The sequence below is a fragment of the Streptomyces bugieae genome (genome assembly GCF_036352915.1).
Lineage (GTDB): Bacteria > Actinomycetota > Actinomycetes > Streptomycetales > Streptomycetaceae > Streptomyces > Streptomyces endophytica.
The window spans coordinates 34,374-57,272 of the sequence record NZ_JAZBJP010000008.1; the positions used below are offsets into that span (position 1 = coordinate 34,374).

18 protein-coding genes are annotated in these 22,899 nt (G+C 73.7%); 10 read left to right on the forward strand and 8 right to left on the reverse strand.

Going from position 1 to position 22,899, the window contains the following annotated elements; translation table 11 throughout:
* The first annotated feature begins 188 nt into the window (after window positions 1-188).
* A complete protein-coding gene (locus V2J85_RS16555; protein ID WP_261952101.1) occupies window positions 189-626 on the forward strand; it encodes a tetratricopeptide repeat protein in 438 nt (145 codons plus the stop codon).
* A gap of 80 nt (window positions 627-706) precedes the next feature.
* Here the strand turns inward: V2J85_RS16555 and V2J85_RS16560 are convergent, their stop codons facing one another.
* Together V2J85_RS16560 and V2J85_RS16565 are read right to left on the reverse strand one after the other, a co-directional pair.
* Window positions 707-1,021, reverse strand: a complete 315-nt coding sequence (locus V2J85_RS16560; protein ID WP_330822018.1) for a DUF6343 family protein — start codon at window positions 1,019-1,021, stop codon at window positions 707-709.
* Window positions 1,005-2,621, reverse strand: a complete 1,617-nt coding sequence (locus V2J85_RS16565; protein WP_330822019.1) for a UvrD-helicase domain-containing protein — start codon at window positions 2,619-2,621, stop codon at window positions 1,005-1,007. The genes V2J85_RS16560 and V2J85_RS16565 overlap by 17 nt, the downstream gene beginning before the upstream one ends.
* Before the next feature lie 255 nt (window positions 2,622-2,876).
* Here V2J85_RS16565 and V2J85_RS16570 point away from each other — a divergent pair, with 255 nt between their 5' ends.
* From V2J85_RS16570 to V2J85_RS16580, 3 genes are read left to right on the forward strand one after another with little or no spacing between them, the layout of a single operon-like run.
* Window positions 2,877-5,732 carry a DEAD/DEAH box helicase gene (locus V2J85_RS16570; protein WP_330822020.1) on the forward strand — a complete coding sequence of 952 codons (2,856 nt, stop codon included), beginning with the start codon at window positions 2,877-2,879 and terminating at the stop codon, window positions 5,730-5,732.
* Window positions 5,729-7,153: an SWIM zinc finger family protein gene (locus V2J85_RS16575; RefSeq protein ID WP_330822021.1), complete on the forward strand. Its 1,425-nt coding sequence runs from the start codon at window positions 5,729-5,731 to the stop codon at window positions 7,151-7,153. Before V2J85_RS16570 ends, V2J85_RS16575 begins: the two co-directional genes overlap by 4 nt.
* Before the next feature lie 14 nt (window positions 7,154-7,167).
* Window positions 7,168-9,081, forward strand: coding sequence for a helicase-associated domain-containing protein (locus V2J85_RS16580; RefSeq protein ID WP_330822022.1), 1,914 nt, complete (start codon window positions 7,168-7,170; stop codon window positions 9,079-9,081).
* Window positions 9,082-9,143: 62 nt separating this feature from the next.
* Here V2J85_RS16580 and V2J85_RS16585 read toward each other — a convergent pair whose 3' ends face one another.
* Window positions 9,144-10,211 (reverse strand): RNA ligase (ATP), encoded by a 1,068-nt coding sequence (locus V2J85_RS16585; RefSeq protein ID WP_330822024.1) that lies wholly within the window; start codon window positions 10,209-10,211, stop codon window positions 9,144-9,146.
* A gap of 142 nt (window positions 10,212-10,353) precedes the next feature.
* Window positions 10,354-11,928, reverse strand: a complete 1,575-nt coding sequence (locus V2J85_RS16590; protein WP_330822025.1) for an FAD-dependent monooxygenase — start codon at window positions 11,926-11,928, stop codon at window positions 10,354-10,356.
* A 723-nt stretch (window positions 11,929-12,651) separates the two neighbouring features.
* Between V2J85_RS16590 and V2J85_RS16595 the strand changes: the two genes are divergently transcribed.
* The 4 genes from V2J85_RS16595 to V2J85_RS16610 all read left to right on the forward strand — a co-directional run bounded on the left by V2J85_RS16595 (window position 12,652) and on the right by V2J85_RS16610 (window position 15,873).
* Entirely contained in the window at window positions 12,652-13,596 is a 945-nt protein-coding gene (locus V2J85_RS16595) for a quinone oxidoreductase family protein (protein ID WP_261952109.1), read from the forward strand.
* A gap of 159 nt (window positions 13,597-13,755) precedes the next feature.
* Entirely contained in the window at window positions 13,756-14,697 is a 942-nt protein-coding gene (locus V2J85_RS16600; protein ID WP_330822026.1) for an IclR family transcriptional regulator domain-containing protein, read from the forward strand.
* A gap of 43 nt (window positions 14,698-14,740) precedes the next feature.
* Window positions 14,741-15,193 carry a hypothetical protein gene (locus V2J85_RS16605; RefSeq protein WP_261952111.1) on the forward strand — a complete coding sequence of 151 codons (453 nt, stop codon included), beginning with the start codon at window positions 14,741-14,743 and terminating at the stop codon, window positions 15,191-15,193.
* A gap of 41 nt (window positions 15,194-15,234) precedes the next feature.
* On the forward strand, window positions 15,235-15,873 hold the full coding sequence (locus V2J85_RS16610; protein ID WP_261952112.1) for a nucleoside/nucleotide kinase family protein: 639 nt from the start codon (window positions 15,235-15,237) through the stop codon (window positions 15,871-15,873).
* A 29-nt stretch (window positions 15,874-15,902) separates the two neighbouring features.
* On the opposite strand, the gene V2J85_RS16615 is transcribed toward V2J85_RS16610, so the two are convergent.
* Window positions 15,903-17,333: a WGR domain-containing protein gene (locus V2J85_RS16615; RefSeq protein WP_261952113.1), complete on the reverse strand. Its 1,431-nt coding sequence runs from the start codon at window positions 17,331-17,333 to the stop codon at window positions 15,903-15,905.
* A 136-nt stretch (window positions 17,334-17,469) separates the two neighbouring features.
* On the opposite strand from V2J85_RS16615, the gene V2J85_RS16620 reads away from it, so the two are divergent.
* Entirely contained in the window at window positions 17,470-17,940 is a 471-nt protein-coding gene (locus V2J85_RS16620) for a type II toxin-antitoxin system PemK/MazF family toxin (RefSeq protein ID WP_201802071.1), read from the forward strand.
* 22 nt (window positions 17,941-17,962) lie between these two features.
* Here V2J85_RS16620 and V2J85_RS16625 read toward each other — a convergent pair whose 3' ends face one another.
* The 3 genes from V2J85_RS16625 to V2J85_RS16635 all read right to left on the reverse strand — a co-directional run bounded on the left by V2J85_RS16625 (window position 17,963) and on the right by V2J85_RS16635 (window position 20,162).
* Window positions 17,963-18,505: a DUF1697 domain-containing protein gene (locus V2J85_RS16625; protein WP_261952114.1), complete on the reverse strand. Its 543-nt coding sequence runs from the start codon at window positions 18,503-18,505 to the stop codon at window positions 17,963-17,965.
* 77 nt (window positions 18,506-18,582) lie between these two features.
* Complete coding sequence (locus V2J85_RS16630; protein ID WP_261952115.1) at window positions 18,583-19,182, reverse strand: methylated-DNA--[protein]-cysteine S-methyltransferase; 600 nt, start codon at window positions 19,180-19,182, stop codon at window positions 18,583-18,585.
* An 89-nt stretch (window positions 19,183-19,271) separates the two neighbouring features.
* On the reverse strand, window positions 19,272-20,162 hold the full coding sequence (locus V2J85_RS16635) for a glycerophosphodiester phosphodiesterase (RefSeq protein WP_261952116.1): 891 nt from the start codon (window positions 20,160-20,162) through the stop codon (window positions 19,272-19,274).
* A 543-nt stretch (window positions 20,163-20,705) separates the two neighbouring features.
* Between V2J85_RS16635 and uvrB the strand changes: the two genes are divergently transcribed.
* On the forward strand, window positions 20,706-22,838 hold the full coding sequence (uvrB, locus tag V2J85_RS16640) for an excinuclease ABC subunit UvrB (protein ID WP_261952117.1): 2,133 nt from the start codon (window positions 20,706-20,708) through the stop codon (window positions 22,836-22,838).
* Window positions 22,839-22,899 lie beyond the last annotated feature (61 nt).

Here is a 22,899-nt window from a genome sequence, read left to right on the forward strand (position 1 = left end):
CCCTCGGGCGACATGGACCATGGGGGAGGACGGTGGTCCGGCCGCGCGTCCCTGAGGGCTGCCTCGGCCTCCGCCGGATCCGGGGAATGCCATGACCGACAGGGTTGTTGTGGCCCCAGGTAACGCCGTACGGTCCCTGGCGGACGCATGCCTGCGCCGACAGCGACGCCGGTGGAGAGGAGTAGGTCGTGCCCGAGAGCAGCCCCGAGACACATGTCATCGACTTCCGTGCTGCGGAGCAGCTGCTGGCCGCCCGCGACCCCCGCGGCGCGATCCGGTTGCTGGACTCGGTCATCAGCGCGCATCCGGAGAACACCGCGGCTCGCCTGCTGCGCGCCCGTGCCTTTTTCCTCGCCGCTCAACTACGGCCGGCGGAGCTCGAGTTCCAGATCGTGCTGGAGCGTGAGCCCGACAACGCCTTCGCGCACTTCGCGCTCGCCCGCACCCTGGAGCGCGCCGCCCGCCCTGACGAGGCGCTCCGCCACTTCCGGCTGGCGGCGGCCCTCGACCCCCGCCCGGAGTTCATCCAGGCGGCCCGCTTCGCCCCGGACGCCACCGGCAACGGTGACCGGGCTCCGAAGGACGCCCCCGACTGGCCGGACGGCGAGGACACAGGACCGCAGTAGGTAGGGATAGCCACCGCGTAGGCAGGACGGCCGGCCGCCGCGTCACGGCCCGCACCGCCGAGTCACGGCCCGCCGCCGAGTCACGGCCTTCTGCCGCGGCGGCGGTCCCGGTCGTTGCATATGCCGAAGACATCGTTCCGGCCGTGGTCGGGCTCGTACGGTGGTACGTCCTTGCCCGGTTGGTAGTGCGGTCCCTGGCGGATGTGGCGAATGACCATGATCAGGTCCGCGGCTGCCACCATGGCGAGTGCGGCACACGCGGCCGCCCATTCCGGCCGCCCGAAGTCGGCGAAGGCCACGGCCCCGGCGACGGCCCACACCAGTCCCCACAGCGCCAGTCCGCAGCGTATTTTCAGCGGGCTGCGCGCCTGTAGGGGCTCATTTCCCGTACGCATCGGCCTCATCTCCCACTTCACCTTCCAGGATCCTCCCGATCCGTGACTCAGTCACTGGTCCTCCGCTCCTTGACAGGTCTTCGTCTTCCTTCGTCGTCTTGTCCGCGGGGCAAGGCGGGAGGCGGGGATCGCCGGCTGGGTGGCCGTTGATCCAGGACAGTCCGCCGATGTCGAGCTGCGAGCGGGCGCGGGTCACGGCCACGTACGCCAGGCGCGCCTCGTCGACCTCGATGGGTCCGGGGAGCGGCTGCCCGGTGTCGTCGCACTCGTCGAGGTCATCGGGGCCCGTGAAGTCATCCGCGATGCGTACGCTCGGCCACTCGCGGCCCTTGGCCCGATGGGCCGTGGACACCGTCACCTCGGCGGAGTCCTCGGGGGAGAGCCGGTCCAGGGCCTGGAGTACGGCGTCCGTGCCGTGCTCGTCGACGAGTTCCACCAGCGGCAGGAGGTCCCGTCCGGCCGGATCGAACTCCGCGTACTCGCGCAGCTCGGCCCAGGTCTCGAAGAGCATCAGCTCCGGATGGCCGGTCCGGCGTCCGGCTTCGAGGTCGTGCACGGCACGCGCCAGGGCGCTCAGGGTCTCGCCGCCGCCCGCGAGGGCGACCCGGCGGTCCGCCTCCAGCTGCCGTATCACCTCCACCATCGCCCCCACGTTGGTCCGGCACAGAATGGCCTCGGGGGAGCGGACCGGGCACAGCTCCGTCTTCGTGTCCGGGGAGCCTCGGAGCCGGGTCGGCGCGTCGACGATCGCGAGCCAGCGGTTGGCCTCGGCCGCCAGCGCCGGTCCGAAGCGGAAGGAGTGGGAGAGGGTGAGCTGAATGCCGTCGAAGCCGGTCATCACGTCGCGGGCGCCGCGCCAGCCGTAGATGGCCTGGGCGGAGTCCCCGACCAGCACCAGCTGGGCGTGGTCGCGCTGTGCGGTGAAGACCTGCTCGACCACGGGGTTGGTGTCCTGGGCCTCGTCCAGCAGCAGGAAGTCGGCCGGGATGACGGGCTCGGTCAGGGCCCACATCTTCAGGTAGTGGTCGTGCTCGAAGCGGACCACGCCGTGGTCGGGGCGCTGCAGGTCGGCCCAGGCCTTGCGGGCGTACGGCAGGACGGCCTCGGCGAGGTGGGCGTGCAGCGGCGGGGATTCGGCGCCGCGCAGGGGCGGGACGTGCCGGGCACGGATCTCGCGGTCGGCCGAGTGGCAGAAGCGGGTGACGGTGCGCAGGGCTGTATAGGAGAGTGCCTTGTGCGTGACCCTGCGCGTACCGATGCGTAAGGACATGCCGTCCTCGATGCCCAGGGCTGCGCCGGTGCGCCAGCCCGCTTGCCGTGGGGCGTTCATCCGGGACCGATAGCGCCTGCCCACGGCGGTGTAGGCGAGGGCATGGGCGGTCCCGCAGGCGACCTCGGCCGGGAAGGTCCGGGCGGCGTGCCGGGCAACGGCTCTGTCGAACGCGATATAGCGGCCGAGCCGGCCCTGGCGTCGCGCGGAGTGCGCGAGCATCGCCGGCGTCGTCGTCTTGCCGGTGCCGGCACCGGCCTGGATCACGAGGTGGGTGCCGGTCGGAAAGACCTCGGCGGCGGCGCGCTGTTCGGGAGTCGGGGTGTGCATCGGGCTGCCTTTCGGTGTGAGGTGGGGGCGGAGACGGGAGGTCCCCGCCCGCCGATCGACACCGCTCGATCACTGAGAGTGACGATGTAACTGACTGTAGCCGATTACGGCGGATCCGCGACGAATTTTTTTCTGCCTGTGGATAACTCAGCCGCCCGGCGCCTGCCACCCGCCGCCGGCCGGCGGCGTTGTCAGTGCCGTCTGCTTTCATCGGGAGACGGCAGGAGCCGGAGGATTCGGACGTCAGGAGAGGGCATGAGCGAGCGGTGGGATGACGGCGGGTATGCCGCCGCGGCCTGCTGTGCCGCGGTCTTCGTGCCCGCGCAGCCGCCCCGCGCCGGACGGATCGCGCTCTGGCGCCCCGACGGCGGGGCGCTCCCCGAGCCCGGCACCGGTGCACGCGACGACGGCGCGCAGCAGACGGGCGCGGAGGTGACGCAGCTGACCGTGGCCCGCCGTCATGGCAGCGGCGCCCGGGCGCGCACGGTTCCGGCCGTGCTGCTGCCGCTGGCCGAGGCCGTCCCCCTGCTCGTCCGCGCCCGGCACGATCCGGCCGCCGACCCCGCCGTCGCCTGTTGGGGGGCCGCCACCCTGCACGCGCTGCATCTCGCCGCGCGCGGGCGGCTGCTGCCCGGGCTGACGCCCGAGGACACCGACGCCTGGCGGGCCGGCCCGCTCGACCCGGACGACATCGCGCACCTCCGGGCGATCGCCGCCGCCATGCCCGCCGAGGCCTACGCCGTCCCCCTCCCCGGCAGCCGCCCGCTGCAACTGCACGACCCCGCAGACCTGGTGCGGCGCTATGTGGACGCCGTGGTGGACGCGCTGCCCCGTACCCCGGCCGCCGAGCTGGTGGCCGGCGCTCCGTTCGCCGCGTACACACCGCAGCGCCTCCCCGGTGCGCGCGACTGGGCCGCCGAGGTCGCGGCCGGCGTCGATGCGGGGGTGCGGCTGTCCCTGCGCCTCGATCTCGCGCCGGACCGGCTCTTCGACGTCACGGGTGACGGCGAAGAGGACGGCGAGGGGAGCGCGGCGGTGGTGCTGCAGGTGCAGAGCCTCACGGACCCGACGCTGATCGCCGACGCCCGGCAGTTGTGGGACGGCGCGGGCCCCGACCACTTCGGTCCGCGCTCCCGCGTCGACACCCTGCTCGCGCTGCGCCGTGCCGCCCGGGTCTGGGCCCCGCTGACCCGCCTCCTGGAGCGGCCGGTCCCCGACGTACTCCCCCTGGGGGAGGACGAGTTGTACGAGCTGCTGGGGGATGCCGCGCCCCGGCTCGGCGCCGCGGGCGTCGCCGTCCACTGGCCCCGGGAACTGGCCCGCGGGCTGACCGCGGCCGCGGTGCTGCGCCCGGCGCCGGGCTCCGCCGCGGACGGCTTCGGGTTCTTCGACACCGGCCAACTGCTGCAATTCCGCTGGCAGCTGGCGATGGACGAACTCCCGCTGACCGAGGCCGAAATGGACGAACTCGCCGAGGCGCACCGCCCCGTCGTCCGGCTGCGCGACCAGTGGGTCCTGGTGGACCCCGGGCTCGTGCGCAAGGCCCGCAAGCGGGAACTGGGCTATCTGGAGCCGGCCGACGCCCTCGCCGCGACGCTCAACGGCACCGCCGAGGTGGACGGGGAGCAGGTCGAGGTGGTGCCGCTGGGGGCACTCGCCGCGCTGCGCGGCCGCCTCACCTCCGAAGCGCGCCTGCTGCCCCAGCCGTCCGGACTGCGCGCGACCCTGCGCGACTACCAACTACGGGGCATGGCCTGGCTCGACACCATGACCTCCCTCGGCCTCGGCGGCTGCCTGGCCGACGACATGGGCCTGGGCAAGACCATCACCGTCATCGCCCTCCATCTGCACCGGAGCCCCACCGACCCGGTCCTGGTGGTCTGCCCGGCCTCCCTCCTCGGCAACTGGCAGCGCGAGATCGAGCGCTTCGCCCCCGGCACGCCCGTACGGCGCTTCCACGGCACCGGCCGCAGCCTGGACGGCCTGACGGGCGGCTTCGTGCTGACGACGTACGGCACGATGCGCAGCAGCGCCGCCGAACTGGCCGCCCGGCGCTGGGCCTGGGTCGTCGCCGATGAGGCGCAGCACGTGAAGAATCCCCGCTCGTCCACGGCCAAGGCGCTGCGCGACATCAAGGCGCCGGCCCGGATCGCCCTCACGGGCACCCCGGTCGAGAACAACCTCTCCGAGCTGTGGGCGCTCCTCGACTGGACCACGCCCGGCCTGCTCGGACGGCTGAAGACGTTCCGGGCCCTGCACGCCCGCGAGGTCGAGGGCGGTCAGGACCCGGAGGCCGCCGAGCGACTGGCCAGGCTGGTGCGCCCGTTCGTCCTGCGCCGCAAGAAGTCCGACCCGGGGATCGCCCCCGAGCTCCCGCCCAAGACGGAGACGGACCACCCGGTCGCCCTCGGACGCGAACAGGCCGCCCTGTACCAGGCCGTGGTCCGCGAGACCCTCGCCCGGATCGAGACCGCCGAGGGCATCGCCCGCCGCGGCCTGGTCATGAAGCTGCTCACGGCCCTCAAGCAGATCTGCAACCACCCCGCGCAGTACCTCAAGGAGACCGCCCCGGGCCTGGCCGCCCGCTCCGGGAAGCTCGAACTCCTCGACGAGCTCCTGGAGACGATCCTCGCCGAGGGCGGCTCCACCCTGGTCTTCACCCAGTACGTGAGCATGGCCCGGCTCCTCGAACGCCATCTGGCCGCCCGCGGCATCCCCGCCCAGCTGCTGCACGGCGGAACGCCCGTCGCCGAACGGGAGAAGATGGTCGACCGGTTCCAGTCAGGGCACGCCCCGGTCTTCCTGCTGTCCTTGAAGGCGGCGGGCACCGGCCTCAACCTGACCCGCGCCGGACATGTGATCCACTACGACCGCTGGTGGAATCCGGCGGTGGAGGAGCAGGCCACCGACCGCGCCTACCGCATCGGCCAGACCCAGCCGGTGCAGGTCCACCGCCTGATCACCGAAGGCACCGTCGAGGACAACATCGCCCAACTCCTCGCCGCCAAAAGGGCGCTCGCCGACGCCGTGCTCTCGGGAGGGGAGACCGCGCTCACCGAACTCTCCGACGCCGAGCTGGCCGATCTCGTCTCCCTGAGGAGGGCCGCATGATCCCCCGCCGCCCCTCGGGGCGCGCCGCCGCCGCGGACCGGCTGGCCCGCGCCGACCGTACGCGCACCTTCCCGCCCCTGCCGCCCCGGCCCGGCGCCCGGGGCCTGTTCGCCGAGTCCTGGTGGGGCAGCGCCTGGCTGGACGCCCTGGAGACCACCGCGCTCGACAGCGCCCGGCTCGCCCGCGGCCGGACCTACGCCCGCGACGGCCACGTCGACACCATCAACGTCACCCCGGGCCGCATCCTCGCCACCGTACGGGGCAGCAGGCCCCGCCCCTACAGCGCCGAGATCCGCCTGCGCACCCTCAGCGACCACGAATGGGACGGCCTCCTGGACGCCGTCGCCGCGGAACCGGACCAACTCGCCGCCCTGCTGGCCAAAAAGCTCCCGCGGACCCTGGCCGAGGGCGAAGTGCGTCTCCTACCCGGGCCGGGCGACCTCGTCCCCCGCTGCTCGTGCCCCGACCACGGCAGGCCCTGCAAACACGCCGCCGCCCTCTGCTTCCAGGTCGCCAGGCTCCTGGACGCCGACCCGTTCGTGCTGCTGCTGATGCGCGGCCGCGGCGAGCGCGAACTCCTCGACGCGCTCGCCCGCCGTAACACCGCCCTCACCGCCGGGGAGGCGCGCACCCGGACACCGGACGGTACGGCACCGCCCACCAGGAGGAGTGAGGCCGCGGACCCGGCGCCGTCCGGGTCCACCGGAGCCGCTCCCGAAGCCCCGGACGCACCCGCGCCGGGGTCGCCCGCGCCGCGCCCCGTCCTCGCCCGCGCCGCCCTCGCCGACCGCCACCGGCCGGCCCTTCCGCCGCCCCTGCCCGCCCCGCCCCAGCCCGGCCGGCCGCACGCCCTCCCCGAGGGCGAAGGCCTGCCTTTCGACCCCGCCACCCTCGAACTGCTCGCCGCCGACGCCGCGGCCCGCGCCCACGCCTGCCTCACCACCGCTGCGGCCCCCGGCGGACGGTCGGCCCCCAGCGGCCCGTTCCCGGACCTCCCGCCCTGGGAGGACGCCGTACGCCTCGCCGCCACGGCCCACCCCACCGCCGGACTGACCTCCGCCACCCGCACCCTCTACCGCGATCTCGCCGCGGCGACCGGACGGACGCCGACGGACGTGGCCCGCTCCGTCGCCGCCTGGCGCCAGGGCGGACCCGAAGGACTCGCCCTCCTCCACGCCACCTGGAACCCCCCGGCCGGCGACTTCGACCGGGCCCGCAGCGCCCTCCGCGCCGCGGACCTCCCGGCCCTCCGCCCGCGCCACAACCACCTCACCGACCCGGCGCGCGGCCTCCAGCTCCGCTTCGGCCACGACCACCGCTGGTACCCGTACGAATCCGAACCGGACGCCGAGGACTGGTGGCCCGCCGGCCCCGCCGACCCCGACCCCGTAGGCGCCCTCACCACCCTGCTCGCACGATGACTAACCTCAACGCCGTGGAAGGTCTCGACACACTCACCCGCTCCCTCGCCCGCCGCACCCCGGAGCAGCTCGCCGCACTCCTCACCCGCCACGCCGAGCCGCTCGCCCGCCGCCCCGCCCCCACCGAACTCCGCGGCCTGGCAACCGCCTTGTGGTCCTACGAAACCCTCCACCACCTGGTGCTGCACCTCGACCACCCCCGGCTCCGGATACTCGCCACCACCGCCCGGCTCAGCCAGGAACGCACCGGACGGACCGCCCCCGCGCCCGGCGCCGACTACCAGTCCCTCATGGCGCACCGGCTCTCCTTCGCCCACCTGGCCGGCGAACCGGTCCCGCCCCAGGACGTGTTCACCGCGCTCGGCGCCGACCGGCCCGGACCGGCGCGTTCCGCCGCCGAGGCGGCCCTGCGTGCCCTCTACGACGACGGCCTCGCCGCCCCCACCGAAGACGGCGCCGTCGTCGTCCCGCCGCGCCTCCCCCAGCTCCTCGGCACCGACGACCTCGGCCCGTTCCGCCCCGACGCCCCACGGCTCGCCCCGGACCCGAGCGCCGACCCCGGCATGCCCGCCGCACCGGTCCCGGCGACCTCGCCGTACGACGAGTCCCGGGCCGCCGCGGCCGCCTTCGCCGCCACTCTGGAGCGCCTGCTGGCTTCCCTGGCCACGCAGCCCGCCGCCCTCCGCAAGTCCGGCGGGCTGGCCGTACGGGAGATCAAACGGCTGGCCAAGGCCGCCGGCGCCACCGAACCGCACGTCCGCCTGCTCCTCGACCTCGCCCTGGCCGCCGAGCTGATCGCCCTCACCCGCACCCCCTCGGGCATCACCGCGCTCCCCACCGGCGCCTACGACGACTGGTTGGCCCGCCCGCCCGGCGCCCGCCTCGCCCCCGTCCTCGCCGCCTGGTCAGCCCTGTGGGCCGTCCCCACCCACACGCCGTTCGGGGAGACCCCGACCGCCCTCGTCCGCGGCGGCGACCGGCACGCCCCCGCCCTCCGGCACGCCCTCCTCGCCGCCCTGGACACCGTTCCGTCCGGCGCCGGAGCGCCCCTGCCGCCCCTGCCGGCCACGGACGCACCGGAGCAACGGGAGCCTGTCGACGGCCCGTTGGCGGACCTCCTCCGGGCCGCTGACTGGTACCGCCCGCTCGCCGTCACCCGCCAGCCGATGGCCGAGGAACGCGCCGCCCACACCCTTCACGAAGCGGCCTACCTGGGCCTCGTCGCGCACGGCACCCTCACCCCCCTCGGGCGGGCCCTGCTCAACGGCCCGGACGCCCTCGCCGAGCCGCTCGGCGACCTGCTGCCGCCACCGCTCGAACAGGCCCACTTCCAGGCCGACCTGACCGCCGTCGTCCCCGGCCGGCCGTCCGCCGCACTCGCCGGACTGCTCGCCTCCGCCGCCGACCGGGAGTCCGAGGAACACGCCGTGACCTGGCGGTTCACCCCCGCGTCGGTCCGCCGCGCGCTGGACACCGGGCACTCCGCCGACACCCTCCTGACCGAGCTCACCGGGGCGTCGGCTACCGGCGCCCTGCCGCAGCCGCTCCACTACCTCGTACGGGACGCCGCCCGCGCCCACGGGCGGATGCGGGTGCTGCCCGCCGCCTGCTGCATCCGCTCCGACGACGAAACCCTCGTCAGGGAACTCGCCGGTCACCGCGGACTGCGCGACCTCGCCCTGCGCGTCATCGCCCCGACCGTCCTGGTCAGCGGCCGCCCGCCGACCGCCACCCTGGACGCGCTGCGCGCCGCGGGCTATGCGCCGGCCCTGGAATCCGACACCGGCACGACCACCGTCGAACGCCTTCCCTCGCACCGCAGCCAGGCCCCCGCCCCGGCCCGCGACCCGCACGCCCCGCTCCATCTCGCCCGGCGCCTCCTGGGACGGGAACAGCCCCAGGAGGAACCCTTGACCGGGCGCAACTGAACGGCGGAGCAAGCGGTCCTGACCGGCGGCGGACGGCGCCCGTCGCGCGGCCCGGGCGGCGGCTACTCGTACTCCGTGCCGCCCCTGCGCGTCAGATAGGCGGCGCCGACCACCTTGGCCACCGCCCGGCCGCCCAGCTCCGCGCTGTAGCGGTCCCGGAGCGGGCGGACGACCACACCCTCCCGGATGTGCGCCGCACGCCCGGACAGCGTCTCGCGGCCCTCGGCCAGCTCCATCACCGCGCGCGCCTCGTAGGGGCCGCGGTACAGCGTCGGCACCAACGGGAGCCGGCCGTCCAGCATCCCGGTCAGCTCCTCGGGGTCCAGCCACCGCAGGTGCCCGCCGGCCTCCACGGCGACGTCGAACACCGCGTAACCCGGCTCCCCACGCCGGCTGTCCGCGCCGTAGCCGAGGTCCTGGACACCGGCGCCGTAGACCTCGCCGTACACCCCGATCCGCGACGCCCCCAGCTCACCGGCGAGCGCCGCCGCCACCCGCGCGACGTCATGGCCGCGCACCGCCCGCCAATACAGGTTCTTCGGGTCCTCCACCAGGGCGAGCCGCTGCGCGCCCAGCCCCTTGGACGTCACCTGGATCCGCCCGCCCTCGGCGTGGTACGTCACGCAGCAGGCCGTGCCGTGCACCTTCTCCGTGACCGCCACCGGCTCGCCGTCCGTGAACGCCGCCGGATAGCGCTTGAGGTTCTCGATGTCGATCCACGGCAGCAGTTCGGGCGCCGGCTCGACGTCCCCGCTCATCGAAACCGGAACCGGCGGAACCCACTTCACGATCCCCAGCTCCGCCGCGAAGTCGGAGCCGTCCGCCCGCGCCTTCGCCAGATCCACCCCGGCCAGTGCCGTCGGGCGGCAGACGATGCCCTGCGACAGCTCACCCCGCAGCCGGATCGCCTTGACCCGGTTGGCCGCCGAGCCGGCCAGCTTCCCCGTCAGCCCGAGCTCGGCCACCAACTCCATCGGCAGCACGGCCTGTTCCGGAATGTAGACCGCCAGATCGCCCGTGCGATAGGAGCCCTTGGCGACCACCGCGCGGTACAGGCCCACCTGGGCGAGCTCCAGGGCATCGGCGTTCGGATGCTCGTGGATGGTCAGTTCCTCGGCGGTGACGCGCACGCGTCGACATACCGCCCCCCGTTCCCGGCACTGCGTCGGGCGGCGCCCGGTGCGCCGCCCCGTCCCACTCTGAGCGACCCCGAGGACGCCGGGCGACCGAATTTCCCCCACGGGCCGGTACGCCCGGCCGGCGGCCGCGGGATCAGCCCTCGGCCGGTTTACGGCGTCCCGCCCCGCCGATGCGGCGCAGTGCCGTCGGCCGGAAACCGAGCGGGCGCCGGGCGGTGGGGACGGCCGAGACGGCGGACGGTGCGGCGGCCGCGGTCGGCGAGGCCTCGGGCGGGGCGCCGGACGCGGTCGGCTGGGCCGCGGGCGGGACGGGCAGCGGGGACGCCTCCCAGTCCGCGGTGCCGGTGACCGGACGGGTCCGGGCCGCGTCCCGCAGCATCGCGAGAGCGGCCGGGCCGCGCAGGAACGGTGCCGGACGCGGGCCGCCGGTGACGGCGTCGACGTAGGCGCGGCAGACGGTTGTCCGGCCGGCGGCGGGGGAGTGGCCGGGCACACCGATGGCCACGGACCAGAGCTCGTCGACGAGGCGCCCGATGGTGCGCTGGACCCTCCGGGCGAGCGCCGGATCGTCCATGCCGTACCGGGCCAGCGCCTCGCGCAGTGCGGTGGCGCCGTGGGCGGCGAGCGACAGGCCCTGGCCGAAATCGGGGCTGAGCGCGGCCACCGCGCCGCCGAGCGCGAGGAATCCCGAAGGCCAGGACGGCAGTTGTTCGAAACGCCGCCGTCGGTTGACCGTGTCGCGGGACAGCCGCACCTCGCTCAGCGGCTCGGCGCCGGCGATGAGGTCGCCGATGCGGGGATCTCCCGCGCGCCGGGCGAACGGCACGAACCGGCCGGCGTGCTGGGTCGGCCGGTCCTCGCCGGTGCCGGTGAGCGTGACCAGCCAGCGGCCGCCCTCGATCGGCACCAGCGTCGCGGTCCGCTCCGGGACGGCCCGCACCGGGAGGGTACGTCCGGCGGCGGCGCGGGCGGCGCCGGAAGGGCCGGGCGGCGGCACGGTGAGGCCCGAACGTGAGGTGAGCACCGGGAGGTTCTCGGCGCCCTCGGGAGCGCGGAAGATCCGGGTCGCCGAGACGATCGCGGAGTCCGCGCGGTCCTCGCCCACCCGCGGCAGTCCCAGGGCGGCGAGCCGCGCCCGGCTGGTGGAGTGGCGGCCGGTGGCGTCGACGACCAGGTCGGCGTCGAGCCGATACGTTTCACCGGTCGTGGTGTCACGGACCCGCACCCCGGTGACGTGCTCCGCGGTGCCGGTCAGCTCCTCCGCTTCGGTGCCGTCGATGACGGCGACCCCGGGGCGGGTGGGAACCTGCCGGCGGATGACCCGGTCGAGCAGATCGCGGGAACAGGCGATCAGATGCGGGGGACAGCGCCGGTCCAGCCGGCCCAGCGAAGCGCGGCCGGCCAGTTCCGCCGGCACCGGGACCCGGCGCGCGCCCTCCGCCAGCCAGCGCTCGACACCGCCGGGCACCAGGGCCTCGACCATCCGGGCGCCGTCCGAGGTGAGCAGATGGGCGTGCCGGGCGTGCGGCAGGTCGGTCGGCAGCGCCGGGGTCCGCGGCAGCCGCTCCCGCTCGACGACGATGACCTCGGCGTACTCGGACAGCGCCGCCGCGGCGAGCATGCCCGTGAAGCCGCCGCCGAGCACCACGGCGAGGTAGGGGTGGGTGAACTGCAGCCCGGTGCCGGGCGTACTGCTCGAGGCGTTCATGGGCAGTCCCGTTCTCGTCGGCGGCGCACGGTCCCCCGGCGGGGGCGGGACGCGTCCAGATAGAGCGGTGCCGCGTACGGCCGGGAGTGGCGGCGCGCGGCGGCGATGACGGCATCCGTGGCAGCCGCGACGGTGGCCGTCAGCGAGGGCGGCAAGGACGCGGATGCGGTCCGCAGCAGGCGGAGAGGTGCCGGTGGAAGTGGCAGTGCGCGTTGTGGGTCCCGGCAGGCCGGCGCGTACGCCGGCCTGCCGCCCCCCGATTTCCCCATCATGATTCCCCCTCAGGCCGTGCCCGCGCTGCCCTGCACGCGGCCATGCCCTCCGCCACCCGCCCGTATCACCGGGTGCGGTGGGTGAGCGGCGCTGCCTCGCGGAACGCGCTCGACCCCAGGGGACGCGGCCGTCACAAGTGGTCAACGGCGGACACAATTCGGGATCGTAGGCGTCGGCGATCACTTCCGGTAGCCGAGTTTGAGCGAGGGATGCGAGGCAGCCATCTCGGCCATACCGCTGGGTAGATCTGCAGCAAAACGGCGCAATGGGCGGAAAACGCTCCGGCCGTTTCTCGCGTCGCGAGAAAGCGGGCGGGAAAATCTCGCCGGGAGAAGGGCAGCGGCAGGCCGAACCTCTCATGGTTGGCGCGAAATGATCGGGTATCCGCCCGACAACGGTCGCCCCGCCTACCCTGTGCGGGCACCGCACTTGTGAACCTGAGGGAGAGTCGTGCGCGCGATTGTGATGCGAGAATTCGGCGGTCCGGACGTGCTGCGGCTGGAGGACGTGCCCGAGCCCGCACCCCGCGGCGGCCACTCGCTGGTCCAGGTGACCCTGGCCGGTGTCAACTACGCGGACGTGCACGTCCGGGGGGACTCCTACCTCGCCCCCGTGAAGCTGCCGTACGTACCCGGCAACGAGGTCGTGGGCACCGTGGACGGCGGCCGCCGGGTCGTCGGCCTGTGCCGCGGCGGGGGCTACGCGGAACAGGCCCTGCTGCACAGCCGCGTCACCTGGGACGTGCCCGACGCCATCAGCGACGAGCAGGCCGTCGCGCTGGCCCTCCAGGGCAACAGCGCCTGGCACCTGCTGTTCACCGTACTGCGGATCGCCAAGGGCGAGACCCTCGTCGTGCCGGCCGCGGCCGGCGGCCTCGGCTCGCTGGCCGTCCAGCTCGCCGCGCACGCCGGGGCCAGGGTCATCGGCCTCGCCGGCTCGGCCGAGAAGCGCGAACTGGCCGCGAAACTGGGCGCCGACGCCGTCATCGACTCGCACGCCGACGACCTGACGGAGCGCATCCTGGACGCCGCCGGCGGCCCCGTCGACGCCGCTCTGGAGATGACCGGCGGCACCACCTTCACCCGCACCCTCGCCGCCGTCGCACCGCGCGGCCGGCTCGCCGTCTACGGCTTCGCCGGCGGCGACCTGGCGAACGTGCCGACCCGGGACCTGATGGAGCGCTCCCTGACCGTCTCCGGCTTCTGGCTGCCGCAGCTCTACGCGGACCGTACGGCACTGCCGACGTCCATGCGGGCGCTGTTCGACGCCGTCGCCGACGGCACCCTCCAGCCGCTCACCGGCGCCGCCTACCCGCTCGGCGAGGCCGCCCGGGCGCACCACGACCTCGCCGCCCGCACACCGACCGGGAAGCTCGCCCTCGACGTCGCCCGATAATGCGGGTAACCCGGGGCCACGGGCGGGCAGAACGGCTCCGGGAGCACTCCCGGGCGCCGACTGCCGGAGGGTGCGGCCGCGGGTGACGGAGGCGTCGGCTTCCACCGGACACGCAGGGCGCCTTCGGGCGCGGAACACTGCCAGGGGAGAGAGCACACGATGGGCAACAGCACCGCAGCACCGGGTTCGCCGACCTCGGCCGACGCGTCGGCCTCCGCTTCGGGCACCGCCGTCACCACGCCGGGTCCCTCGGGGCGCAAGAACGGACGCCAGACCGCCAGGAGTGGGTCCTCGGCGGGCACCCGGGCGTCGGGATCCAGCCATGCCGAGCGGGTCTTCCTCGTCCAGACCGCCTTCGCCGAACTCGGCGGATCGGCCCACGGCCCCGGCGAGATAGCCGAGTTCACCGGCCTGGACGACTCCGTCGTCTACCGCATCCTGCAGTCCGGCATCTACCAGCGCATCTTCGAACGGGTCGACCGCGGCCTGTACCGGCTGCGCACCTCCGCCGCCCAGCTCGCCTTCACCGCGCTCGACCACCGCCTCGACGGCACGGTCACCCAGACCGTGCTGCAGGAACTGCGGACCGCCACCGACGGCGGGCTGGCGTTCCTCTACATGGTGGCGCCCTTCTCCGGCGCCCAACGGCAGTGCGTCGACATGGCCGTCGGCGACTCCGACCTGGCCGAACTCGGCATGACGCCGCGCGATGTGCTGTCCGTGACGCGCTCCCTGCGCACCGGCGCCTCGGGGCGGACGATCCTGGCCTACCTGCCGGAGGTGCTCCAGCAGCGGGTCCTGGCAGAGCCCGTGCCGGACCAGGCCGGACCGGGCGTCTACCGGGACAACGACGCGCTGGCGGCCTCCCTCGCGGAGGTCCGCGACCTCGGCTACGCACTCGGCTACGAGGAGTGCATGGCCGGATGGAACTCCTGCGCCGCGCCGATCATGTGGGACGGCTCCATCATGGGCGCGGTCCTTCTGCTCAAGCTCAAGTCCGTGATGCCGGTGGCCCCCGAGGACGTCATCGAGGCGACGAAGGAGGCGGCGGCCGAACTCAGCCGCTACGGCGCCGCCGGCCCGGACGCGGGCCAGGCCTGAACCACGGCGCGACGGAACCACACCCGACACCCGAGGGGGACCCATGGAAGCGGAGTTGGTGGCACTCGCCACGACAGGAGCGACCACGCTCGTGCAGCAGATGGCGACGGAGGGCTGGGCCACGGTCCGGCGCCGCATGGCGGCCTTCCTCGCCCGCCGCCGGGGCGCCGGGGACGCGGCCGCGCTGGAGGGCGAGCTGGACGACTCGCGCGCCGATCTCGTCGCCGCGCAGGAGGAGGGCGACCGGGACGGGGTGGCGGGCGTGACCGCGGCCTGGCGGCTGCGGCTGCGACGGCTGCTGAGCGAGGACCCGGCCGCCGCGGCCGAACTCCGCGCCCTGCTCGACGAGGTCGCGCCCGAGCAGGACCGCGGGACCGTGTGGGAGGTGCACAACACCATCAGCGGCGGCACCCAGCACGCCCCTGTCATCCAGGCCGGATTCGTCTCCGGCGCCCCCACCTTCCCCGCCCCGCCCGCCGGACCGCTCTCCGGCTGACGCCGTGCGCACCGCGCCCCGCCGCCCGGCACAATGGCGGGGTGCGGCTCGAAGCGATCACCTGGGAACGGCTCACCGACGCGCTCGCCGAGCGGATCCTCACCACGGAGGCCGAGGACGGCAGCCCCTGGCGGAGAGTGGCCCTCGACGGAGCGCCCGCCGCCGCACCCGGCGACCTGGCCGAACGGCTCGTCGAGGCGCTGCGGCTCCGTGGGCGGGCGGTGCACACGGCCGGCGCCTTCGGCTTCCTGCGCCCCGCCTCGCTGCGGCTCGAATACGGCCGGGAGGACCCCGACGCCTACCACGACGAGTGGTTCGACCGGCAGGCGCTGTGGCGCGAGGTCTTCCGGCCCCTCGACCCGGGCGGCACCGGTCGCGTCCTCCCGGACCTCTGGGACCCGGTGGCCGACCGGGCCACCCGCAGCGCCTACGTGACGCTGCCGCCCGGTGGCGTCCTGCTGCTGCACGGTCCCCTCCTGCTCGGTCACTGGTTCCCCTTCGATCTCACCGTCCACCTCACGCTGTCGCCGGCCGCACTCGCCCGCCGTACCCCGCCGCACGAGCACTGGACGCTGCCCGCCTTCGCGCGCTACGAGGCCGAGACCCGGCCCGAGGAGGCCGCGGACATCGTCGTACGGGCCGACGACCCGCGCCGGCCGGCCTGGAGCGGACCCGCCTGATCCGGCGGCCGCAGAACGGTCCGGCGGCCTCAGACCAGCTGCCGGATCTCGCCGCGGACGCGGTAGAACCCGCCCGCGGCCGCCGACAGGTCGTCGACGACATACCGCGCCCCGGGCTGGCGTATGTGCCGCGGGAACTGGACGTTCCAGGACGGCTCATAGCCCTCGGAGACCACATGGACCCGCAGCCGGCCGCCCTCCTGCACACACTCCACCACGATCCCCGAGGCGGCCGCGGACGCCACCGTCCGCACCGTGGCCGAGGGCGTGTACGTCGGCAGCGCGGCGGCCGACTTCACGTCCCGGGCCACCGGCACCGTGCCCGCCCGGGCGGCGGCGACCGCCGCCTCGCTCGCGTCCACGCACACCAGCGACCCGTCGGTGGTGACCATGTACAACTTCTCGTCCAGATACTGCATCGACAGCGCCGAGCCCCCGCCCGTGCCCAGCTTCCACAGGCGGGTGCCGTCGGCGGCGAAGCAGTACACCGAGGAGGCCGAGTCGCCGGCGAAGACGTAACGGCCGCCCGGTGCCGTCGCGCAGGAGTAGACGACCGTGTCGCAGGCGTACGTCGCCTCCAGCGCACCGGAGTCCTTCGCCAGCCGCTGGACCACCCGCCGGTCGGTACCGGCGTACACCGAGTCGTCCTCCTGCCAGCCGAACAGCACCGCCCCCTGGGTCGGCGTGTGCCACAACTCGCCGCTGCCGTCGGCCATATAGGCCGTCACACCGCGGCGGTGGCCGTGGTAGACCGCGCGCTCGTCCCGCCGCACCATCCAGGCGTGCTCGCCGGTGCTGCGCCGCGACCACTGGTACTCGTCCTCGTGGTCGATGACCGTCAGACCGCCGCTGCGGTCCGCGACGTTGAGGATGCCCTCGTGGATGTCCAGCCAGAAGATGTCGACGTCGGGGGCGATGCCGTAGGCGGCGAACGGGAGTTTCGAGGAGAGGTCGTAGACCGTGCCGTCGTCACAGCCGGCGTAGATCCAGAAGTCGTCCGCCACCAGGCACTTGACGCCGTCCGGGAGCCGGTAGTGCGCCAGCACCTCGCCGTCGTGGCCGAGGGCGTGCACATCGCCGTTCTGGTTGCCGACCCAGGCGCGGTCCTCGTCGATGTGGATGCCGAACGCCGCGGCGCCGGTGCGGAACCGCCACAGCACCGGCGCGACCGCGCGGGCCGTCGACGGCGCCGAGGACACCTGACGGCGCGTCACCGGGCGGGCGGTGCGCTGCCCCTGGACGGCCGGGGCATAGCCCTTGCGGACCTTCTCGCCGATCTTCTTCGCCGCCGCGGCCTGGGCCTTCTCCCGCGTCGGGAACGTCGAGGTCTGCCGCTGGCCGGCCGCGCCGATCCGGCCGTAGCGCACCGAGACGACCGTGTCCCGCACCGTCACCTCGTAGAACTTGTGGGCGCCGCCGCCCTCTTGGGACAGTTCCAGGTACGTCGTGGTCTCGGACATGATGCTCCCCTCCCGGGCGGCCCCGACGGCCGTCCCCCGCTGTGAAAAACCGTACGGCCGACCACTGACAACGGGCCGTGGAGCGCGGCTCGGGGCCGCTGAACGCCCTGCTCAGGGCGGCGGTTAGCGTGGGGGCGTGACCTCTTCCTTCACCGCATCAGACCCCTCCGGCGCGGCCGACGCGCTGCCCGGCAGCCAGGGGCCCACCGCAACCGTGGAAGCCCGGCCGGGCTCCGTCGGCACCGTCAGGATGACCTACGCGCCCGACCCGGACGGCGACCCGGACCCGGGCGAGATCGTCTGGACCTGGGTGCCCTACGAGGAGAACGACGGCCGGGGCAAGGACCGGCCGGTGCTGGTCGTCGCCCGGGAGACCGGCGGCACGCTGCTGGCGGTCCAGCTGTCCAGCAAACGGCACAGCAACGACCGGGAGTGGGTGGCCATAGGCGCCGGCCCCTGGGACCGCGCGGGCCGCGACTCCTGGGTGGCGCTCGACCGGGTCCTGCGGGTGCACCCGGAGGGCATGCGGCGCGAGGCGTGCGCCCTGGACCGGGGCCGCTTCAACCTCGTCGCCAACCGGCTGCGGGAGTTCCACGGCTGGCGCTGAACAGCCGCGGGCCCGGGCGGCGTCAGGCGTCCGCCAGCGCCAGGAGCTTGGTGACGGTGTTCCAGTTGCGGGCGGTGGCCGTCACCCCGAGCGGGGTGCGGCTCACCAGCGCGGCGAGCTTGGAGCGGCCGATGCCGTCCGGGCACCACAGGTACAGTTCGCGTCCGACCAGCCGGAACCGGTCGGGCGCGAACGCCGCCTGGTCGATCGCGTCCAGCCGCGAGGTGTCGGCCGGCACCTCCGACAGGAACGTGAGGTGCAGGCTCTTGGGTTCCGCCGCGGCCTGCGGAAACGGGTTCGCGGCGACCGCGGCGGCCAGCTCGTCACGGGTCCGCACGACCACCGGCACCGTGAGGCCGAGCTCGGCGGCGATCCGGTCCTCGATCCGCCGGGCCGTCTCGCCGGGCGGGGTGCCCGGATCGGCGAAGACGAGGTTGCCGGTCTGCAGCACCACGGTGACGTCCTTCAGCCCCAGTGCCTCCGCCAGCTCCCGCTGCCGGGCCTTGGGGAAGGAGTTGTGGCCTCCGACGTTGATACCGCGGAGCAGGGCGATCTGACGGGACATGGCACTGCCCTTCGGGGAGCCGGCCTCGATGAGGACGGACGACGGCCGGAACCGGGAGCCGGAACCGGAGGACGGGATCAGAAGAGCGGCGCGGGCAGCACGCCTTCGAGCGCGAGCAGCTGCCGCTTGGTCTCCAGGCCGCCGCCGAAGCCGCCGATCCCGCCGTCACTGGCGACGACACGATGGCAGGGCACGACGACCGGCAGCGGATTGGACCCCATCGCGGCACCCACCGCGCGGGCGGCACCCGGCTCCCCGACCCGGTCGGCGAGGTCCTGATAGCCGACCACGTCGCCGTAGCGGACGCCGGAGGCCAGGGTCTGCAGCACCCGGGCGTGGAAACCGGACGACAGCGACCAGTCCAGGGGGACGGTGAAGGTCCGCAGCTCCCCGGCGAAATAGGCGGTGAGCTCGGCCGCGGCCGTCGCCAGCGGGGGTGTCTCCGGAAGCGGCGGCCCGCCGAAGAACTGCTCCAGCCGGGTCAGCGCGCGGCGGCCCGTCCGCTCGTCCGCGTGGAAGACGACCTGCACCAGACCGTCCCGCGTCGCGGCGAGCAGCAGCGGACCGATGGGGGTCGCAAGGCGGGTCCACGCCCAGTCGCGCCGGGCGGCGGACCCGGCCTTCGGCGGCGCGTCCGCCCGGGCCGCCGGCCCCGGAACCTGCTCGGAATTCGTCACCTGATCAGGGTAGGACGCCCCACTGACAACGCGGCGGGGAAACGGCCCCGCGGCGGCCGCCGCGGGCCACCCCTGCAGGTCGGCGGCGCTCAGCCGGAGTGGTCGCGGCCCTCCAAGGCGTCCCGCACCACGTCCGGCTTGTTCGTGATGATGCCGTCGACGCCCAGACCGGCGACCTTCACCGCGGTGGCCGCGTCGTCGACGGTCCAGGTGTACAGGTCCAGCGGCCGCCGGTGCGGCCCCCGCAGCCCGTGCACGGCGGCGACGTACTCCGGGGTGACCACCGTGTGGACCGGATTGATCTGGTCGCAGTACTTCGCGTACTTCGGCAGGTCCGCCACCGACGGGTTCCCGAGGAAGCCGGTCCTGACGTCCGGGCGGACGGTGTGCACGGTCTTGATGGCGTCGGCGTTGAAGCTCTGGATGATCAGCCGGTGCCGGACGTGCTCCCTGTCCAGCCAGCCGACCCGGCGCAGTTCCCTGAGCGTCTGCAGCTCGATGCCCGGATAGAGCTCCGGGGACTTCAGCTCCATCAGCAGGCTCTGGTCGTTCTCCTCCACCTCGTCCATGTAGTCCTCGAGGGTCGGCACCCGCTCGCCCTCGAACTTCGGTGCGAACCAGCTGCCCGCGTCCAGCTTCTCGATCTCCTTGAGGGTGAAGTCCGAGACGTTCCAGGGGGAGCGGTCGGGGAAGACCGTCTTGACGTTGGTGGTCCGTGCGAGCGAGTTGTCGTGGAGGATGACCAGCTCACCGTCCTTGGTGCGCTGGACGTCGTTCTCGACCCATTCGAAGCCGAGCCGGGCGGCCTCGTCGATGGAGGCGAGGGTGTTCTCGGGGGCGTACGACGAGGCGCCGCGGTGGGCGACCGTCACCGGGGTGTTCCGGTGCGGTGCGGCCTGGGCGGCGGCCGGGGAGAGGACGAGCGCGGACAGACCCATGAGCGCACCGGCGACGACGGTGGCAACGGGGCGAATACGCATACGGACTCCTCGTGACGTCGTGGAGGTGAGCTGACGAGAACGGACAGGAACCGGAGGGACGGAAGAGGCTCGCAGCCGGGCCGTGACGGGAGGCGGTCGTGTGGTGGCCGGGCGCTGAACGAGACATGGCCGGTGTGCCGTGTGGAGCGTCGCGCAATTGCAGGATGCCCGGATCTGTCATGCAACAGACGTACGCTTCCGCCGCCGTCCAACTTGCCGGAGCCGGGGCGTCCGCGCATCTTGGCCGATGATGCGTCACCCGTCGCGCTTCTGACCGGTTTTGGTCATACGGGCAGAAAAGCTGGACTCGGGGACCGCCTGGCGCGGGGGCCCGGTCGATCATGAAGCCGGCGCCGCGGGGCGCCGGCGGACGGTGATCAGCGGGGCGCCCCGCGACGGCGGCCCCGCGGCATCCGGCCGACGCCGCCGCGCCGCCTCCCGCGCCCGCCGGACAGTGCCGCCCCGCCGCTGAGGCCGCCCCGACATCGCAGGTCGGAGCAATTGCCACGTCGATTGTCAGTGGCGGGTCGTACGGTGGATCCCATGCGGCCCGTATCAAAGATCGAACGCACGGTGGCACCCTTCGAGGTCGTCAGCCCGTACCAGCCCAGTGGTGACCAGCCGGCGGCCATCGCCGAGCTGGAGCAGCGCATCCGCGGGGGTGAAAAGGACGTCGTCCTGCTGGGCGCGACCGGTACCGGCAAGTCGGCGACCACCGCGTGGATGATCGAGAAGCTGCAGCGCCCGACCCTCGTCATGGCGCCCAACAAGACCCTCGCGGCCCAGCTCGCCAACGAGTTCCGCGAGCTGCTGCCGAACAACGCCGTCGAGTACTTCGTCTCCTACTACGACTACTACCAGCCCGAGGCGTACGTCCCGCAGTCCGATACGTACATCGAGAAGGACTCCTCCATCAACGAGGAGGTCGAACGGCTGCGCCACTCCGCGACGAACTCCCTGCTCACCCGGCGTGACGTCGTCGTGGTCGCCTCGGTGTCCTGTATCTACGGCCTGGGCACGCCGCAGGAGTACGTCGACCGGATGGTGCCGCTCAAGGTCGGCGACGAGATCGACCGCGACCAGCTGCTGCGGCGCTTCGTCGACATCCAGTACAGCCGCAACGACCTGGCCTTCACCCGCGGCACGTTCCGGGTCCGCGGCGACACCATCGAGATCTTCCCGGTGTACGAGGAGCTGGCCGTCCGGATCGAGATGTTCGGCGACGAGATCGAGGCGCTCTCCACCCTCCACCCGCTCACCGGCGAGGTGATCAGCGACGACCAGCAGCTGTACATCTTCCCCGCCAGCCACTACATCGCCGGCCCCGAGCGCATGGAGCGCGCCATCGCCGGGATCGAGGCCGAGCTGGCCGACCGGCTCACCACTCTGGAGAAGCAGGGCAAGCTGCTGGAGGCCCAGCGGCTGCGGATGCGCACGACGTACGACATCGAGATGATGCGCCAGATCGGCTCCTGCTCCGGCATCGAGAACTACTCCATGCACATGGACGGCCGCGAGCCCGGCTCGGCGCCCAACACCCTCATCGACTACTTCCCGGAGGACTTCCTCCTGGTCATCGACGAGTCGCACGTCACCGTCCCGCAGATCGGCGCGATGTACGAGGGTGACGCCTCCCGCAAGCGCACCCTCGTCGACCACGGCTTCCGGCTGCCGTCCGCCCTGGACAACCGGCCGCTGAAGTGGGAGGAGTTCCTGGACCGCATCGGGCAGACCGTCTACCTGTCCGCGACCCCCGGGCCGTACGAGCTGGCCCGGGGCGACGGCTTCGTGGAGCAGATCATCCGCCCGACCGGCCTGGTCGACCCGGAGGTCGTGGTCAAGCCCACCGACGGGCAGATCGACGACCTGGTGCACGAGATCCGCACCCGCACCGAGAAGGACGAACGCGTCCTGGTCACCACACTCACCAAGAAGATGGCCGAGGACCTCACCGACTACTTCCTGGAACTCGGCATCCAGGTCCGCTATCTGCACAGCGACGTCGACACCCTGCGGCGCGTCGAGCTGCTGCGCGAGCTGCGCTCCGGCGAGTTCGACGTCCTGGTCGGCATCAACCTGCTGCGTGAGGGCCTCGACCTGCCCGAGGTGTCCCTGGTGGCCATCCTGGACGCCGACAAGGAGGGCTTCCTGCGCTCCGGGACCTCGCTGATCCAGACCATCGGCCGCGCCGCGCGCAACGTCTCCGGCCAGGTGCACATGTACGCCGACAAGGTCACCCCGGCGATGGAGAAGGCCATCGAGGAGACCAACCGCCGCCGGGAGAAGCAGCTGGCGTACAACAAGGAGCACGGCATCGACCCGCAGCCGCTCCGCAAGAAGATCGGCGACATCGTCGCCACCATCGCCCGGGAGGAGATCGACACCCGGGAGCTGCTGGGCAGCGGCTACCGCAAGCCGGGCGACGCCAAGGACACCAAGGGCAAGGCGCCGGTCCCGGCACTGGGCGCCAAGCCGGCGAAGGGCAAGGGCGCCAAGGAGGGCGCACCGCTGACGGACCGTCCCGCGGCCGAACTCGCCGAGCTCATCGAGGAGATGACGGAGCGGATGCGGGCCGCCGCGGCCGAGTTGCAGTTCGAGATCGCCGCCCGGCTGCGCGACGAGGTCGGCGAGCTCAAGAAGGAGCTGCGGCAGATGAGGGAGGCCGGCGTGAAGTAGTGGGAGCCGGGCGGGTGGCGCACTCACCAGGACGGGTGGCGCGCCCGCCCTGGTGTTGCAG

Bases quoted from the DNA above. Each gene is read 5' to 3' on its own strand.
- V2J85_RS16560 (WP_330822018.1), bottom strand. From the start codon at position 1,021: ATGCGTACGGGAAATGAGCCCCTACAGGCGCGCAGCCCGCTGAAAATA.
- V2J85_RS16565 (WP_330822019.1), bottom strand. From the start codon at position 2,621: ATGCACACCCCGACTCCCGAACAGCGCGCCGCCGCCGAGGTCTTTCCG.
- V2J85_RS16570 (WP_330822020.1), top strand. From the start codon at position 2,877: ATGAGCGAGCGGTGGGATGACGGCGGGTATGCCGCCGCGGCCTGCTGT.
- V2J85_RS16575 (WP_330822021.1), top strand. From the start codon at position 5,729: ATGATCCCCCGCCGCCCCTCGGGGCGCGCCGCCGCCGCGGACCGGCTG.
- V2J85_RS16590 (WP_330822025.1), bottom strand. From the start codon at position 11,928: ATGAACGCCTCGAGCAGTACGCCCGGCACCGGGCTGCAGTTCACCCAC.
- V2J85_RS16600 (WP_330822026.1), top strand. From the start codon at position 13,756: ATGGGCAACAGCACCGCAGCACCGGGTTCGCCGACCTCGGCCGACGCG.
- V2J85_RS16605 (WP_261952111.1), top strand. From the start codon at position 14,741: ATGGAAGCGGAGTTGGTGGCACTCGCCACGACAGGAGCGACCACGCTC.
- V2J85_RS16615 (WP_261952113.1), bottom strand. From the start codon at position 17,333: ATGTCCGAGACCACGACGTACCTGGAACTGTCCCAAGAGGGCGGCGGC.
- V2J85_RS16625 (WP_261952114.1), bottom strand. From the start codon at position 18,505: ATGTCCCGTCAGATCGCCCTGCTCCGCGGTATCAACGTCGGAGGCCAC.
- V2J85_RS16635 (WP_261952116.1), bottom strand. From the start codon at position 20,162: ATGCGTATTCGCCCCGTTGCCACCGTCGTCGCCGGTGCGCTCATGGGT.
- uvrB (WP_261952117.1), top strand. From the start codon at position 20,706: ATGCGGCCCGTATCAAAGATCGAACGCACGGTGGCACCCTTCGAGGTC.